This window comes from Pedococcus aerophilus (genome assembly GCF_039532215.1).
In the GTDB taxonomy this organism is placed as follows: domain Bacteria; phylum Actinomycetota; class Actinomycetes; order Actinomycetales; family Dermatophilaceae; genus Pedococcus; species Pedococcus aerophilus.
The window spans coordinates 1,426,222-1,443,312 of record NZ_BAAARN010000001.1; the positions used below are offsets into that span (position 1 = coordinate 1,426,222).

The following is a 17,091-nucleotide window of genomic DNA, read 5'->3' on the forward strand; positions in this document are numbered from 1 at the left end:
GCTGTTGCCGGGACGGGACGCAGGACGGCCACCGTCCGGGGGGAACGGTGGGCGTCGCCGGTGGCAGCCGGGTCGTCAGGGGCGGGGACCACCCAGCACGCCGGCCTCGAAGGCCTTGAGGACCGAGGCCTTGTCCGCTGCGGTGAGCTTCCCGTCCTCGACGGCGGTGTCGAGCCGGCTCGACAGCTCGGTCTTCCGGGCGGCCTCGCGGTCGGCCCTGACGGCGTCGAAGGCTGCCTGGACCTTGGCCTCGGACAGGCCCAGCTCCTTGGCCAGCGCGCTGGTGCGCGCCTTCTCCCTGGCGGTCCGCTCGGCCTCGGTGGGCGGGGTCGGCTTGGTCCCCTCGGTGGGCGGGGTGGGCGCCTTGTCGGGCCGGCTCGCCTCACGGACGGCGTCCAGAGCCGCCTTCACCTTGGCCTCGGTGACGCCGAGCTCCTTGGCCAGCGCCGCGGCGTCGGCCCCGCCGGGACCGTGTCCACGACCACCGGGACCACCGGGACCACCGGGGCCCTTGCCCGCCGGGGTGTCGGCGTCGGGCTGGGCCGGAGCCGAGCTGCTGGTGCTGCTCGGGGCCGGTGTGGTCGTGTCTGCCAGGGCCTGGCTGGCCCCGATCCCCGCGGCGATGGCGGCGACGCCTGCCGCCCCGGCGATCTTCACGGACGTGCGGACTGGAGACATGCGTGGTTCCTCTCGTGGTGGGGACGGCCTCTGCGACGCCCCTGCAGTCCACCCACCGTGCGCAGCACGCCTTGCGCCCAGCCGTGAGCCACCTGTCAGCCACCTGTCAGCCGTCGGGCGCACCCACAGGTTCCCGTGCCGCGCAGCCGGTTTCGCGCTCGTGGGCCGTGGCCGTCGTCTGCGCGGGGTGCGAGGACGGCGGGAGGCCGGCACCCTCGCCACTCCCCCACGGTGCCGACCCCGGTGACAGGATCGGCGCATGACGCCGACGACCACGACCGCCCCGGACCCCGCCGCCGCCTCCGTGGGTCCCGGGCGCAGGCGACAGGCACTCATCTACCGCGCGGGGGTCCTCGGGCGCCGACCGGCCGTCCCCACGGACGCGGCGGAGCTCGAGCGCCGGGCCACGGCGGCGATGGCTCCCCGCGCCCGGGCCTACGTCGGAGGCGGCGCAGGGGGCGGTGCAACCGTCCGCGCCAACCGCGCTGCCTTCGACCGACGCGAGCTGGTCCCCCGCATGGCGACCGGCCGCACGAGCCGTGACCTCTCCACGACGCTCCTGGGCCACCGGCTGCCGACTCCCCTGCTCCTGGCTCCCATCGGTGCCGCCGGCGTCGTCGCGAGGGGCAGCGACCTCGCCGTCGCCCGGGCTGCGGCCGGCTGCGGCGTGCCCTACATCGTGTCGAACCAGGGGTGCTCACCCATGGAGGAGGTCGCCGCGGCCCTCGACGGCGCCCCGTGGTGGTTCCAGCTCTACTGGTCGACCGACGAGCTGCTCGTCGACAGCCTGCTGCACCGGGCCGAGGCCGCCGGTGCCGCGGCAGTCGTCGTCACCCTCGACACCACGATGCTCGGCTGGCGTCCCCAGGACCTCAACCTCGGGTCGCTGCCGTTCTCCCAGGGGATCGGCATCGCCCAGTACACCTCGGACCCCCGCTTCCAGGAGATCGTCCGCGAACGGGTGGCGGCGAAGGCCGCGTCCGGTCGGGGAGAGGACGTCAAGGTCACGCTCGGTGCCGTACGGTCGCTGCTGTCCATCAGCCGCGAGCACCCGGGGTCGTTGCGCGAGAACCTCCGCTCGGCTGCGCCCCGCGCCGCGGTCGAGACCTTCCTCGACATCTACTCCAACCCGGGGCTGTCGTGGGATGCGCTCGCCAGCCTGTCCCGGCGCACCACCCTGCCGATCCTGCTCAAGGGGATCCTGCACCCCGACGATGCCCGCAGGGCGGCCGAGCTCGGCGTGAGCGGCATCGTCGTGAGCAACCACGGCGGTCGCCAGGTCGACGGCGCGATCGCCTCCCTCGACGCCCTGGGACCGATCCGGGAGGCGGTCGGCCCCGGTATGCCGCTCGTGCTCGACAGCGGGGTCCGCACCGGGTCGGACGTGGTCAAGGCGCTCGCCTGCGGCGCCGACGCAGTGGCGGTGGGTCGCCCCTACGTCTACGGCCTGGCCCTCGCCGGGCAGGACGGGGTGCGGGACGTCATCGAGAACGTCGTCGCCGAGCTCGACCTCACGCTCGGCCTGTGCGGGATCGGCGCCGTGGACGAGGTCGGGCCGCACGTCCTGCGCGCGGACTGATCCTTCGGCCGCTCACGGCGAGGGGTTCACCACCAGGTCGTCGACCGACGTCGTGATGGGTGCGTTCGTCGCCGAGCCGGACAGGTAGCCGTAGAGGCCAAGGCTGCCAGCCGCTTGGAATCCCGTCGTGGAGTCGGTCGCCGTCTTCTGCCAGGTCGTCGGCTCCGTGGTCCCTGCCTTCCACAACCGGGCGCGCAGGGTGGTCGGTGAGGTGCCGACCACCTGCACGCGCACCTTGAGCTGCTCCCCCGCCGCCACGGTGGTCCCGCTGATCGTGGTCTCCGCGGCCAGTGCGGTCTCGGCCCCTGCCGTCGTCGCGCGCTGCAGGGACAGCCCGACGCTGCCGTTCGCGAGAAGGTGCACCTTGGCCCGGTAGTCGCCGGCGGCCGGCACCCGCCGGCCCAGCACCGACAGGTAGTGGCCGCTGCCGGTGGGCACCTTGTCGAGGGAGTAGGTGGTGAGCAGGTCCACCCCTGACGAGCTGACCGACCCCAGCACCACCGTCTGGCCGCTGCCCGCACCGAGGCGCAACCGGCCGAAGCCACCACCGACGGACAGGTTCGCCGCGGCGCCGGTCGAGGTCCAGGCACCGCCGGTGTCGGCGTTGCCCCACCCGCTGGCCAGGGTGCGGCCGAAGGCGTCAGCCGCGACGACCGTGACCGGGGGTGGCGGTGCCGTGACGGTCACCGCCGTCGTCGTGGTGCCGGTGGCCCCCTGGTTGTCCGTGACGGTGAGCCGGACCGTGTAGGTGCCGGCGGCCGCGTAGGCGTGCACCGGCGAGGCCGTGGTGGCGGTGGCCCCGTCGCCGAACTGCCAGGCCCACGAGGCGACGGTGCCGTCGGGGTCGGTCGAGGGGCCGGCGTCGAACGCGCAGCTCAGGTCGTCACAGTCCCTGGTGAAGCCCGCCGTCGGGGCCTGGTTCGCCGCTGCCACCGTCACCGACGTCGTCGTGGTGGCCGTGGCTCCGTCGTCGTCGGTCACGGTGAGGGTGATCGGGTACGTGCCGGGGGCGGCATACGTGTGTGAGGCGGTCTGGCCGGAACCGGTGGTCGCGTCGCCCCACTGCCAGGCCCAGGTCGTGATCGTCCCGTCGGGGTCGCCCGAGGCCGTGGCATCCGCGGTGCAGGCGAGCTGCGCGCAGGACGGGGTGAAGACCGCGACCGGGTCCTGGTTGGCCGGTGGGGGTCCGGCCGCGATGGTGAACGCATCGGTGAAGGTACCGCCCGACGCCCGGACGAAGGAGGCGTCCAACCGGGTCGCGGTGGCCGAGACGTCCAGGACGCCCCAGGTGGGGTTCTGGTTGAGCCCCGACGACGAGACGAAGTAGCCGACCTCGGGGTCGGCCGCGTTGACGTTGCGCAGGTTGATGCCACCCGTGCCGACCGTGGCGAAGACCGTGCCCGCGCCCTTGAGGAGGCTGTCGTCGGAGTCGACGACGCAGGCGCTGCTGAAGGCGCCCGGCGAGATGGCCGTGCACCCGGGACGCGTCGCCAGCTGCTTGGTGCGCTGGTAGAGGTGCTCGTGCCCGGACAGGACGAGGTCCACCTTCTTGTCGACGAGGAGGTTGAGCAGTGCCGCGCCCGGATCGCATGCGTAGTCGCCCAAGCTCAGGCAGGGCTTGTGCATCGAGACCACGACCCACGGGATGCCGGCCGCGCGCGCCGAGTCGATGGCCGCCGCCGTCCACAGGTAGCGCGGCGACCCTGCGGCGTACGACCACGTGCTGTCGGGGAAGGGCAGATCCGGCGAGATGTTGACGAACCGCACCAGCGGCGCCGCCTGCGGGACGTCCACGAAGTACTGCCGACCATAGGTGCCCCTGACCCCCGGCAGCTGGTTGGGCAGGCAGGCCGAGAAGTCGTTGATGTTGCCGTTCTGGCCGTTGCTCTCGTGGTTGCCGGACAGCAGCTGGAACGGATACCCCTCGCCGACCCCGGTCTTGACGAGGTCGCACCACTGCTGCTCGGCACCGACGGCACCGTAGGAGAGGTCGCCGAGCGCCAGGTGCAGGTCGTTGTCGAGCCCCCCGATGGTGCTGAACACCGACTGGGCCGCAGCCGAGGACGAGAAGTCGCCTGCAGCGCTGAACCGCACCGTCGGGTCGCCCGGTGCCGAGGACACCGGGAGGGCCACTGCTGTCAGGAGCACCGCCGCGGCAAGGACCACGCGACGTCGACGACCCGTCATGCCGCTGACGCTAGGACTCTGGCGACCGACACACCTCCCCCACCGGGCGTAGGCCGGACAGCACCATCGCGGCATACCGGACACCCGCGCCCGATCTTGCGACCGTCCGCGTCTCCCCCTCGGTGTCCGGCAACGGCAGAGGGCCCCGCAGCCGAAGCTGCGGGCCCCTCAGTGGTGCTGTGGTGACGTCAGATCACTTGAGGATCTTGGTCACGCGACCGGCGCCGACGGTACGGCCTCCCTCGCGGATGGCGAACTTGAGGCCCTCCTCCATGGCGATCGGCTGGATGAGCTCGACGTTCATCTCGGTGTTGTCACCGGGCATGACCATCTCGGTGCCCTCGGGGAGGTGCACGACACCCGTCACGTCAGTCGTACGGAAGTAGAACTGCGGGCGGTAGTTGTCGTAGAACGGCGTGTGACGGCCGCCCTCGTCCTTGGACAGGATGTAGACGTTGGCCTCGAAGTCCGTGTGCGGCGTGATCGAGCCCGGCTTGCAGATGACCTGGCCGCGCTCGACGTCCTCGCGCTTGGTGCCACGAAGAAGCAGACCGACGTTCTCGCCCGCACGACCCTCGTCGAGCAGCTTGCGGAACATCTCGACACCGGTGACGGTGGTCTTGGTCGGCGGACCGGTGTGGATGCCGACGATCTCGATCTCCTCGTTGACCTTGAGGATGCCGCGCTCGATACGACCGGTGACGACGGTGCCACGACCGGTGATCGTGAACACGTCCTCCACGGGCATGAGGAACGGCTTGTCGATCTCGCGCTCCGGCTCGGGGATGGCGTTGTCGACAGCGTCCATGAGGTCCAGAACACTCTGGCCCCACTCGGCGTCGCCCTCGAGGGCCTTGAGCGCCGACACCTTGACGACCGGGAGGTCGTCGCCGGGGAACTCGTAGGAGGACAGCAGCTCGCGGACCTCCATCTCGACGAGCTCGAGGATCTCCTCGTCGTCGACCATGTCGGCCTTGTTGAGCGCCACGACGATGTAGGGGACGCCGACCTGGCGGGCCAGGAGGACGTGCTCCTTCGTCTGGGGCATCGGGCCGTCGGTCGCCGCGACCACGAGGATGGCGCCGTCCATCTGCGCCGCACCCGTGATCATGTTCTTCACGTAGTCAGCGTGACCGGGGCAGTCGACGTGGGCGTAGTGACGACCCTCCGTCTGGTACTCGATGTGCGCGATCGAGATCGTGATGCCGCGCTGCTTCTCTTCGGGCGCCTTGTCGATGTCGTCGAACGCGAACTGCGGGTTCAGGTCCGGGTACTTGTCGTGCAGGACCTTGGAAATCGCAGCCGTCAGCGTCGTCTTACCGTGGTCAATGTGACCGATGGTGCCGATGTTGACGTGCGGCTTGGTCCGCTCGAACTTTGCCTTCGCCACTTGGTGTCCTCCTCAGGACTCTCTTCTTGGTGGAACGCCTTTGTGCCCAGGTGGGACGTGGCGCGATGTGGGGGTGGTGCTTGGGGGTCAGTCAGACCGTGCTTCGACCGTGAATCTTAGCGGTCACTCACCACGGGTCTTCTTGATGATCTCCTCGGCCACAGCCTTGGGGACCTCGGCGTAGGAGTCAAACTCCATGGAGAAGCTCGCCCGACCCTGCGTCTTGGAACGCAGGTCGCCGACGTAGCCGAACATCTCGGACAGCGGGACGAGGCCGCGGACGACCTTGGCACCGCTGATGTCCTCCATGCCCTGGATCTGGCCACGGCGGGAGTTGATGTCACCGATGACGTCGCCCATGTAGTCCTCGGGCGTACGGACCTCGACGGCCATCATCGGCTCGAGGAGCACGGGGTCGGCCTTGCGGACGGCCTCCTTCAGCACCATGGAACCGGCGATCTTGAACGCCATCTCGGAGGAGTCGACGTCGTGGTAGGCACCGTCGAGCAGGGTCGCCTTGATCCCGACCAGCGGGTAGCCGGCGAGCACGCCGTACTGCATGGCGTCCTGGATACCGGCGTCGACCGACGGGATGTACTCGCGCGGGACGCGACCACCGGTGACCTTGTTCTCGAACTCGTAGAGCTCGCCGTCCTGGGTGTCCAGGGGCTCGATGGAGACCTGGACCTTGGCGAACTGGCCGGAGCCACCCGTCTGCTTCTTGTGGGTGTAGTCGTACTTCTCCACGGCGCGACGGATCGTCTCGCGGTAGGCCACCTGCGGCTTGCCGACGTTGGCCTCGACCTTGAACTCGCGCTTCATGCGGTCCACGAGGATGTCGAGGTGGAGCTCGCCCATGCCGGCGATGATGGTCTGGCCGGTCTCCTCGTCGTGGTGGACCTGGAAGGTCGGGTCCTCGGCGGAGAGCTTCTGGATGGCCGTGGAGAGCTTCTCCTGGTCACCCTTGGTCTTGGGCTCGATGGCCACCTGGATGACCGGGTCCGGGAACGTCATCGACTCGAGCACGATCTGCTCGTTCGGGTCGCTCAGGGTGTCACCGGTCGTGGTGTCCTTCAGGCCGATCGCCGCGTAGATGTGACCCGCGAGGGCCTCGTCCACGGGGTTCTCCTTGTTGGCGTGCATCTGGAACAGCTTGCCGATGCGCTCCTTGCGGCCCTTGGTCGTGTTGACGACCGCGGAGCCGGAGGAGATCTGGCCGGAGTAGACGCGGATGAAGGTCAGCGTGCCGAAGAACGGGTGCGAGGCGACCTTGAACGCCAGGGCCGAGAACGGCTCGCTGGTGTCGGGACGACGCGTCATCTCGACCTCCTCGTGGTTCGGCTTGTGGCCGACCATCGGGGGGACGTCGAGCGGCGACGGCAGGTAGTCGACGACGGCGTCGAGCATCGGCTGCACGCCGCGGTTCTTGAAGGCGGAGCCGCACAGGATCGGGTAGAGCTCGGAGTTGACCGTGAGCTTGCGGATCGCGCCCTTGATCTCCTCGGGCGTCAGCTCCTCGCCACCGAGGTACTTCTCCATGAGCTCGTCGTCGGACTCGGCGACGCGCTCGACGAGGGCGTGGCGGTACTCCTCCACCTTCTCGAGCATGTCGGCCGGGATCTCCTGGATCTCGTACTTGGCACCCATGGTGACGTCACCCTTGGCGTCACCGGGCCACACGAGCGCGCGACGGTAGATGAGGTCGACGACACCGACGAAGTCGTTCTCGGCGCCGATCGGGAGCTGCAGCACGAGGGGCTCCGCACCGAGGCGGTCCTTGATGGTGTCGACGGTGAAGTAGAAGTCCGCGCCGAGCTTGTCCATCTTGTTGACGAACGCGATGCGGGGGACGTCGTACTTGTCGGCCTGGCGCCAGACGGTCTCGGACTGGGGCTCGACGCCCTCCTTGCCGTCGAACACCGCGACGGCGCCGTCGAGGACGCGCAGCGAGCGCTCCACCTCGACGGTGAAGTCGACGTGCCCGGGGGTGTCGATGATGTTGATCTGGGTGCCCTCCCAGAAGGAGGTCACGGCGGCAGACGTGATCGTGATGCCGCGCTCCTTCTCCTGCTCCATCCAGTCGGTGGTGGAGGCACCGTCGTGGGTCTCACCGATCTTGTGGTTGACCCCGGTGTAGAAGAGGATGCGCTCAGTCGTCGTCGTCTTGCCGGCGTCGATGTGCGCCATGATCCCGATGTTGCGGACCTTGGTCAGGTCCGTCAGGACGTCGAGTGCCAATGTGATCGTCTCATCTCGCTCGTTACGAAAAATGCTGTGTGGTGCGGGGGGGCGCGTGGCCACCACGCACCTCCGGTGTGCCGCGCGCGCGAGGCGCGCGGCACACCGGGCGCTGCTACCAGCGGTAGTGCGCGAAGGCCTTGTTGGACTCGGCCATCTTGTGGGTGTCCTCGCGACGCTTCACCGCGGCACCGAGGCCGTTGGACGCGTCGAGGATCTCGTTCATGAGGCGCTCGGTCATCGTCTTCTCACGACGCTGACGCGAGTAGCCGACCATCCAGCGCAGGGCCAGCGTGGTCGCGCGGTTGGGCTTGACCTCGATCGGCACCTGGTAGGTCGCGCCACCGACACGGCGGGACTTGACCTCGAGGGTGGGACGGATGTTGTCGAGGGCACGCTTGAGCGTGACCACGGGGTCGGTGCCGGTCTTCTCGCGGCAGCCCTCGAGGGCGCCGTAGACGATCGTCTCGGCGATGGACTTCTTGCCATCGAGCAGGATCTTGTTGACCAGCTGGGTCACCAACGGGGAGTTGTGGACCGGGTCGACGACGAGGGGGCGCTTGGGCGCGGGTCCCTTACGAGGCATTACTTCTTCTCCTTCTTGGCGCCGTAGAGGGAGCGGGCCTGCTTGCGGTTCTTGACACCCTGGGTGTCGAGCGAGCCACGCACGATCTTGTAGCGGACGCCGGGGAGGTCCTTCACACGACCACCACGCACGAGCACGATCGAGTGCTCCTGCAGGTTGTGGCCGACGCCGGGGATGTAGGCCGTGACCTCGATGCCGCTGGTGAGGCGCACACGGGCGACCTTGCGCAGGGCAGAGTTCGGCTTCTTGGGGGTGGTGGTGTACACGCGCGTGCACACACCACGGCGCTGGGGCGAGCCCTTGAGGGCAGGGGTCTTGGTCTTGGTGACCTTGTCCTGACGCCCCTTGCGCACAAGCTGGTTGATCGTAGGCAACCTGTTCTCCGTACGTAGTTGATGTTCTGCGCCGTCGCTCCGCGTCAGCGGACCTTGGGCACTCCTTGGTGTGGTGCCTCGCCCGACCCCCGCACTCGGGTGTGTCGTGCTCGGCGCTCCCCCCTGCACTCTCCATGCCAGACCCATGCGGATCTGGTGTGGATTGCCCGGCGAGAGGTGGTGCTGGCCCACCAGCCTGATCCGGCGGCGGCTCCAGCGGGCGTGTCCGAGAAGTGGACCTCAGACACAGTGTTCAAAGATACCGCCTGCGTGGTGGCCCACCAAATCGGTACGACCCCGCTCCCCCGCCACGGCAGCACAGTCCTCAACACCGGCAGGCGCCCCTGTATGCCGCGCGGTGGGGCCCCGCACGGCCGAGGGGGCCGGCCCGGCGAACCGGACCGACCCCCTCGGGATCGTGCTGTGCGAGCGAGTGGTCAGTCCAGACCCAGCTCGGCGTCGTCGAGGCGGATGGCCTCGCCGGAGCCCGGGCCGAAGACCGGGTAGTCGTACTCGTAGCTCGGCATCGAGTACATCGCCGCCTTGGCCTCTTCTGTGGCCTCGACCTTGATGTTCCGGTAGCGCGGGAGACCCGTGCCGGCCGGGATGAGCTTTCCGAGGATGACGTTCTCCTTCAGACCCAGCAGCGGGTCCGACTTCCCGTTCATCGCAGCCTCGGTCAGCACGCGGGTCGTCTCCTGGAAGGAGGCGGCCGACAGCCACGAGTCGGTGGCGAGCGACGCCTTGGTGATACCCATGAGCTCGGGGCGACCCGAGGCCGGGCGGCCACTCTCGGCGACGACGCGACGGTTCTCGTTCTCGAAGCGGCCACGCTCGGCCAGCTCACCGGGGAGCAGGTCGGCGTCACCGGACTCGATGATCGTGATCCGGCGCAGCATCTGCCGCACGATGACCTCGATGTGCTTGTCGTGGATCGACACACCCTGCTGGCGGTAGACGTGCTGGACCTCGTCGACCAGGTGCATCTGGACCGCACGCGGGCCGAGGATGCGCAGGACCTGCTTCGGGTCGATGGAACCGACCGTCAGCTGGTGACCGACCTCGACGTGCTCGCCGTCCTGCACGAGCAGGCGCGCACGCTTGCTCACGGGGTAGGCGTGCTCCTCGGAGCCGTCGTCCGGCGTGAGCATCAGGCGACGAGTCTTGTCCGTGTCCTCGATCGTGACGCGGCCGGAGGCCTCGGCGATCGGGGAGACACCCTTCGGGGTACGGGCCTCGAAGAGCTCGACGACACGCGGCAGACCCTGGGTGATGTCGTCACCAGCCACACCACCGGTGTGGAAGGTACGCATCGTCAGCTGGGTGCCGGGCTCACCGATGGACTGGGCGGCGATGATGCCGACCGCCTCACCGATGTCGACGAGCTTGCCGGTGGCCAGCGAACGGCCGTAGCAGGCGGCGCAGGTGCCGACGTGGGACTCACAGGTGAGCACCGAGCGGACCTTGACCTCCTCGACGCCGGCGGCGACGAGAGCGTCGATGACCACGTCACCGAGGTCGATGCCGGCCACGGCGAGGACGGAGCCGTCCTTCTCCACGTCCGCGGCGAGCGTCCGCGCGTAGACCGAGGTCTCCACGTCGTCGTGCTCGACCAGCGCACCGTTCGCGTTCTTCTGCGCGATCGGCATGGTGAGGCCACGGTCGGTGCCGCAGTCGTCCTCGCGGATGATGACGTCCTGCGACACGTCCACCAGACGACGGGTCAGGTAACCGGAGTCGGCGGTGCGCAGGGCGGTGTCGGCAAGACCCTTACGGGAACCGTGCGTGGAGATGAAGAACTCGAGCACCGACAGACCCTCGCGGAAGTTCGCGCGGATCGGACGCGGGATGATGTCGCCCTTCGGGTTGGACACCAGACCACGCATACCGGCGATCTGACGCAGCTGCATCCAGTTACCACGCGCACCCGAGGACACCATCTTGTAGATGGTGTTCGTCTTCGGGAGGTTGGCCTCCATCTCCTTGGCGACCTCGTTGGTCGCCTGGGTCCAGATCTCGATGAGCTCCTGACGACGCTCGTCGTCGGTGATCAGACCGCGCTCGTACTGGACCTGGACCTTGGTGGCCTTGGTCTCGTACGCCTCGAGGATCTCGAGCTTGCGCGGCGGGGTCACGACGTCGGAGATGGCGACCGTGGTGCCCGAGCGGGTCGCCCAGTGGAAGCCGTACTCCTTGAGTGCGTCGAGGCTCGCAGCCACCTGCACCTTGCTGTAGCGCTCGGCGAGGTCGTTGACGATCGTCGAGAGGCGCTTCTTGTCCACGACGGCGTCGACGAACGGGTAGTCCACCGGCAGCGTCTGGTTGAACAGCGCGCGACCGAGGGTCGTCTCGAACGTCAGCGACGCGACCTGGCCCTGGGCGTCGGCCTCGACACCCTCGGGCAGCTCGGTGCCCGGGATCGGGACGACGTCCAGCAGCCGGATCTTGATCTTGCTGCCGAGCTCGAGCTGGCCGGCGTCGAACGCCATCCGCGCCTCGGAGACCGAGGAGAACGCACGACCGGTGCCGCGACCCTCCTCCACCTCGGAGGTGAGGTGGTAGAGGCCGATGATCATGTCCTGGGTGGGCATGGTCACCGGACGACCGTCGGCCGGCTTCAGGATGTTGTTGCTCGAGAGCATGAGGATGCGGGCCTCGGCCTGCGCCTCGGTGCTCAGCGGCACGTGGACAGCCATCTGGTCACCGTCGAAGTCGGCGTTGAAGGCCGAGCAGACGAGCGGGTGGATCTGGATGGCCTTGCCCTCGACGAGCTGCGGCTCGAACGCCTGGATGCCGAGACGGTGCAGCGTGGGTGCACGGTTGAGCAGCACGGGGTGCTCGGTGATGACCTCTTCGAGGACGTCCCACACGACCGGACGGGCGCGCTCGACCATGCGCTTGGCCGACTTGATGTTCTGCGCGTGGTCGAGGTCGACCAGGCGCTTCATCACGAACGGCTTGAAGAGCTCCAGGGCCATCTGCTTGGGCAGACCGCACTGGTGCAGCTTCAGCTGCGGGCCGACGACGATGACCGAACGGCCGGAGTAGTCGACGCGCTTGCCGAGCAGGTTCTGGCGGAAACGACCCTGCTTGCCCTTGAGCATGTCGGACAGCGACTTGAGCGGACGGTTGCCGGGACCCGTGACCGGGCGACCACGACGGCCGTTGTCGAAGAGGCTGTCGACGGCCTCCTGGAGCATCCGCTTCTCGTTGTTGACGATGATCTCGGGCGCACCGAGGTCGAGCAGCCGCTTGAGGCGGTTGTTGCGGTTGATGACGCGGCGGTACAGGTCGTTCAGGTCGGAGGTCGCGAAGCGGCCACCGTCCAGCTGCACCATCGGACGCAGGTCCGGCGGGATGACCGGGACGGCGTCCAGGACCATGCCGTCGGGCTTGTTGGTCGTGACCTGGAACGCGGTGACGACCTTGAGCCGCTTGAGGGCACGGGTCTTCTTCTGGCCCTTGCCGGTCGCGATGATCTCGCGCAGCAGCTCCGCCTCGGCCTCGAGGTCGAAGGTCTGCAGACGCTTCTGGATCGCCGCGGCGCCCATGCCGCCCTCGAAGTAGAGGCCGAACCGGTCGCGCATCTCGCGGTAGAGGATCTCGTCACCCTCGAGGTCCTGGACCTTGAGGTTCTTGAACCGGTCCCAGACCTGCTCGAGGCGCTCGATCTGCTGGTCCGCACGCTTGCGGATCTGGTTCATCTCGCGCTCGGCGGACTCGCGGACCTTGCGGCGCGCGTCGGCCTTGGCACCCTCGGCCTCGAGCTCGGCGATGTCGGACTCGAGGCGCTTGGCGCGGGCCTCGACCTCGGAGTCACGCTTGTTGGAGAACTCCTTCTTCTCGACCTCGATCTGCGCCTCGAGCGACGGCAGGTCCTTGTGGCGCTGCTCGTCGTCGACGGACGTGATCATGTAGGCCGCGAAGTAGATGACCTTCTCGAGGTCCTTCGGGGCCAGGTCGAGCAGGTACCCCAGGCGCGACGGGACGCCCTTGAAGTACCAGATGTGGGTGACGGGGGCGGCGAGCTCGATGTGGCCCATCCGCTCACGACGCACCTTGGCGCGAGTGACCTCGACGCCGCAGCGCTCACAGATGATGCCCTTGAAGCGGACCCGCTTGTACTTGCCGCAGTTGCACTCCCAGTCCCGGGTGGGGCCGAAGATGCGCTCGCAGAACAGGCCCTCCTTCTCGGGCTTGAGCGTGCGGTAGTTGATGGTTTCCGGCTTCTTCACCTCACCGTGGCTCCACTGACGGATGTCGTCAGCAGTGGCCAGGCCGATGCGCAGTTCGTCAAAGAAGTTGACGTCGAGCACGTGGTTCCTTCTTCCGTGTCTCTAGCTGTAAATCTTGGGGTTGGTCGGGAGGAGGGGCGGTGTGCCGCGCGTCACCGGGGTGACCGCGCGGCACACCAGTGCCTCAGACCTCTTCGACCGAACTGGGCTCGCGCCGGGACAGGTCGATTCCGAGCTCCTCCGCCGCGCGGAAGACGTCCTCGTCGGACTCCTTCAGCTCGATGGACGTGCCGTCGCTGCTGAGGACCTCGACGTTGAGGCACAGCGACTGCATCTCCTTGATGAGCACCTTGAAGGACTCGGGGATGCCGGGCTCGGGGATGTTGTCGCCCTTGACGATCGCCTCGTAGACCTTCACGCGGCCCTGGACGTCGTCGGACTTGATGGTGAGCAGCTCCTGCAGCGCGTAGGCGGCGCCGTAGGCCTCGAGGGCCCACACCTCCATCTCACCGAAGCGCTGGCCACCGAACTGCGCCTTACCACCCAGCGGCTGCTGCGTGATCATGGAGTACGGGCCGGTGCTGCGGGCGTGGATCTTGTCGTCCACGAGGTGGTGGAGCTTGAGGATGTACATGTAGCCCACGGAGACCGGCTCGGGGAACGGCTCGCCGGAGCGACCGTCGAAGAGCCGGGACTTGCCGGAGCCGTCGATGAGGCGCACGTCGTCGCGGGTCTTGGTCGTGGAGTCGAGCAGACCCACGATCTCGTCCTCGCGCACACCGTCGAACACCGGGGAGGCCACGCGCGTGCCGGCGGGCGCCGTGCGGGCGTCCTCCGGGATGAGCTTGGCCCAGTCCGGGTTGCCGGCGATCTCCCAGCCGCGTGAGGCGGCCCAGCCGAGGTGCAGCTCGAGGATCTGGCCGACGTTCATGCGGCCGGGGACACCGAGCGGGTTGAGCACGACGTCCACGGGGGTGCCGTCCTCGAGGAACGGCATGTCCTCGACGGGCAGGATCTTGGAGATGACGCCCTTGTTGCCGTGACGGCCGGCGAGCTTGTCACCATCGGTGATCTTGCGCTTGTTGGCGACGTAGACGCGGACGAGCTGGTTGACGCCCGGGGGCAGGTCGTCGCCCTCGTCCTTGTCGAACACCTTCACGCCGATGACCGTGCCGGTCTCGCCGTGGGGCACCTTCAGGGACGTGTCACGGACCTCGCGGGCCTTCTCACCGAAGATGGCGCGCAGCAGGCGCTCCTCCGGCGTCAGCTCGGTCTCACCCTTGGGCGTGACCTTGCCGACGAGCAGGTCGCCGTCGCGGACCTCGGCACCGATGCGGATGATGCCGCGCTCGTCGAGGTCGGCCAGGACCTCCTCGGAGACGTTCGGGATGTCCCGCGTGATCTCCTCCGGCCCGAGCTTGGTGTCACGGGCGTCGACCTCGTGCTCCTCGATGTGGATCGAGGAGAGGACGTCGTCCTGCACCAGGCGCTGGCTGAGGATGATCGCGTCCTCGTAGTTGTGGCCCTCCCACGGCATGAACGCCACGAGCAGGTTGCGCCCGAGGGCCATCTCGCCGCCCTCGGTCGCGGGACCGTCGGCGATGACGCCGCCGGCCTCGACCCGGTCGCCCTCGTTGACGACGACGACCTGGTTGTAGGACGTGCCCTGGTTGGAGCGGCCGAACTTGGTGATCCGGTACGTGCGCGTCGAGCCGTCGTCACCAGCGACGGTGACGAGGTCGGCGGAGACCTCGGTGACCACACCAGCGGCCTCGGCACGGACGACGTCGCCCGAGTCGAGCGCGGCGCGGTACTCCATGCCGGTGCCGACCAGCGGCGCCTCGGACTTGACCAGCGGCACCGCCTGGCGCTGCATGTTGGAGCCCATGAGCGCGCGGTTGGCGTCGTCGTGCTCGAGGAAGGGGATCAGCGCGGTCGCGGCCGACACCATCTGGCGGGCGGAGACGTCCATGAAGTCGACGTCCTCACCGGGGATGTAGTCGACCTCGCCACCCTTGGTGCGGACCAGGACGCGCTCGTCGGTGAAGTTGCCCTCGGCGTCGATGACGGCGTTGGCCTGCGCGATGACGTGGCGGTCCTCCTCGTCAGCCGACAGGTAGTGGATCTCGTCGGTGACCTGACCCTTGACGACCTTGCGGTACGGGGTCTCGATGAAGCCGAAGGCGTTGATCCGCCCGTAGGACGCCAGCGAGCCGATCAGGCCGATGTTCGGGCCTTCCGGGGTCTCGATGGGGCACATGCGACCGTAGTGCGACGGGTGGACGTCACGGACCTCCATGCCGGCGCGGTCACGGGACAGACCACCCGGGCCGAGGGCCGACAGACGCCGCTTGTGCGTCAGGCCCGCGAGCGGGTTGTTCTGGTCCATGAACTGCGACAGCTGCGAGGTGCCGAAGAACTCCTTGATCGAGGCCACCACGGGGCGGATGTTGATCAGGGTCTGCGGCGTGATCGCCTCGACGTCCTGCGTGGTCATGCGCTCGCGGACGACGCGCTCCATGCGGGACAGGCCGGTGCGGACCTGGTTCTGGATGAGCTCGCCGACGTTGCGCAGGCGACGGTTGCCGAAGTGGTCGATGTCATCGACCTCGACGACGACCTCCTCGCCGTTCTTGCCGGCCAGGGTGGTCTCTCCGGCGTGCAGCGTGACGATGTACTTGATCGTCGCGACGATGTCGTCCACCGACAGGACCGAGTCGCCGAGCTCGGCGGCGACGCCCAGCTTGCGGTCGATCTTGTAGCGGCCGACCTTGGCGAGGTCGTAGCGCTTGGGGTTGAAGTAGAGGTTGTCCAGGAGCGTCTGGGCCGCCTCACGGGTCGGCGGTTCGCCCGGACGCAGCTTGCGGTAGATGTCGAGCAGCGCGTCGTCCTGGCCGGCCGTGTGGTCCTTCTCCAGGGTGAGTCGCATCGACTCGTAGTCGCCGAACTCCTCGAGGATGTCGGCCTCGGACATGCCGAGCGCCTTGAGGAGCACGGTGACCGACTGCTTGCGCTTGCGGTCGACGCGGACGCCGACCATGTCGCGCTTGTCGATCTCGAACTCGAGCCACGCACCGCGGCTCGGGATGATCTTCGACGTGTAGATGTCCTTGTCGGACGTCTTGTCGGGCGTGCGCTCGAAGTAGACGCCGGGGCTGCGGACCAGCTGCGACACGACGACACGCTCGGTGCCGTTGATGACGAAGGTGCCGCGCTCGGTCATGAGCGGGAAGTCACCCATGAACACCGTCTGGCTCTTGATCTCGCCGGTGGTGGTGTTCATGAACTCCGCGGTGACGAACAGGGGCGCGGAGTAGGTCTGGTCGCGCTCCTTGCAGTCCTCGATGGAGTACTTGACGTCCTCGAAGCGGTGGTCGCGGAACGACAGCGACATGGAGCCGCTGAAGTCCTCGATCGGAGAGATTTCCTCGAAGATCTCCTCGAGGCCGGAGCGATCCGGCACATCCCCCCGGCCCGCGGCCTTGGCTTCTGCGACACGGGCCTGCCAGCGCTCGTTACCGAGCAGCCAGTCGAAGCTTTCCGTTTGCAGCGCCAGGAGGTCGGGGACCTCGAGGGGTTCGCGGATCTTCGCGAACGACAGACGGCCAGAAGCCGTCCGTGCGGTGGACACAGTCTGAGTCGCGTTGCGCGAGGCAGCCAAGGAGGGGTCCTTCCACGGGCCTGTCTTAAAACTGATGGTTCGAAACCGAATTGGCGCCAGCCGCCGTCACGACCCTGGTCGGCAGGGGCTCCGTGTCCGTGCCGGAGGGCACGGCGAAGAGCTTCTGTCCGAAGTGGGGGCGCGAAAGAGGGCAGCGCAAAGG

At 68.3% G+C, this 17,091-nt stretch carries 9 protein-coding genes; 1 reads left to right on the forward strand and 8 read right to left on the reverse strand.

All coding sequences use genetic code 11. The features are described 5' to 3' along the window. Positions 1 to 75: 75 nt before the first annotated feature. Positions 76 to 678 (reverse strand): hypothetical protein, encoded by a 603-nt coding sequence (locus ABD286_RS06785; protein ID WP_344191493.1) that lies wholly within the window; start codon positions 676 to 678, stop codon positions 76 to 78. A gap of 259 nt (positions 679 to 937) precedes the next feature. On the opposite strand from ABD286_RS06785, the gene ABD286_RS06790 reads away from it, so the two are divergent. After that, a complete protein-coding gene (locus ABD286_RS06790; protein ID WP_344191495.1) occupies positions 938 to 2,257 on the forward strand; it encodes an alpha-hydroxy-acid oxidizing protein in 1,320 nt (439 codons plus the stop codon). 12 nt (positions 2,258 to 2,269) lie between these two features. Here ABD286_RS06790 and ABD286_RS06795 read toward each other — a convergent pair whose 3' ends face one another. From ABD286_RS06795 to rpoB, 7 genes are all read right to left on the reverse strand, one after another. After that, a complete protein-coding gene (locus tag ABD286_RS06795; RefSeq protein WP_344191497.1) occupies positions 2,270 to 4,444 on the reverse strand; it encodes a PKD domain-containing protein in 2,175 nt (724 codons plus the stop codon). A gap of 193 nt (positions 4,445 to 4,637) precedes the next feature. Beyond that, positions 4,638 to 5,834 (reverse strand): elongation factor Tu, encoded by a 1,197-nt coding sequence (gene tuf, locus ABD286_RS06800; RefSeq protein ID WP_344191499.1) that lies wholly within the window; start codon positions 5,832 to 5,834, stop codon positions 4,638 to 4,640. Positions 5,835 to 5,957: 123 nt separating this feature from the next. Beyond that, a complete protein-coding gene (gene fusA, locus ABD286_RS06805) occupies positions 5,958 to 8,072 on the reverse strand; it encodes an elongation factor G (protein ID WP_344191502.1) in 2,115 nt (704 codons plus the stop codon). Positions 8,073 to 8,187: 115 nt separating this feature from the next. Then, the gene (gene rpsG, locus ABD286_RS06810; RefSeq protein ID WP_056883291.1) at positions 8,188 to 8,658 is read right to left on the reverse strand and encodes a 30S ribosomal protein S7; all 471 of its coding nucleotides are present in this window, start codon (positions 8,656 to 8,658) and stop codon (positions 8,188 to 8,190) included. After that, positions 8,658 to 9,032 carry a 30S ribosomal protein S12 gene (rpsL, locus tag ABD286_RS06815; RefSeq protein ID WP_056915474.1) on the reverse strand — a complete coding sequence of 125 codons (375 nt, stop codon included), beginning with the start codon at positions 9,030 to 9,032 and terminating at the stop codon, positions 8,658 to 8,660. Before rpsL ends, rpsG begins: the two co-directional genes overlap by 1 nt. A 437-nt stretch (positions 9,033 to 9,469) precedes the next feature. Next, positions 9,470 to 13,348 carry a DNA-directed RNA polymerase subunit beta' gene (locus ABD286_RS06820; protein WP_344191505.1) on the reverse strand — a complete coding sequence of 1,293 codons (3,879 nt, stop codon included), beginning with the start codon at positions 13,346 to 13,348 and terminating at the stop codon, positions 9,470 to 9,472. A 103-nt stretch (positions 13,349 to 13,451) separates the two neighbouring features. Further along, positions 13,452 to 16,928, reverse strand: coding sequence for a DNA-directed RNA polymerase subunit beta (gene rpoB / locus ABD286_RS06825; RefSeq protein WP_344191507.1), 3,477 nt, complete (start codon positions 16,926 to 16,928; stop codon positions 13,452 to 13,454). Positions 16,929 to 17,091 lie beyond the last annotated feature (163 nt).

Coding starts and splice junctions, on each gene's coding strand:
- ABD286_RS06795 (WP_344191497.1), bottom strand. CDS start 4,444: ATGACGGGTCGTCGACGTCGCGTGGTCCTTGCCGCGGCGGTGCTCCTG.
- ABD286_RS06785 (WP_344191493.1), bottom strand. CDS start 678: ATGTCTCCAGTCCGCACGTCCGTGAAGATCGCCGGGGCGGCAGGCGTC.
- ABD286_RS06790 (WP_344191495.1), top strand. CDS start 938: ATGACGCCGACGACCACGACCGCCCCGGACCCCGCCGCCGCCTCCGTG.
- rpsG (WP_056883291.1), bottom strand. CDS start 8,658: ATGCCTCGTAAGGGACCCGCGCCCAAGCGCCCCCTCGTCGTCGACCCG.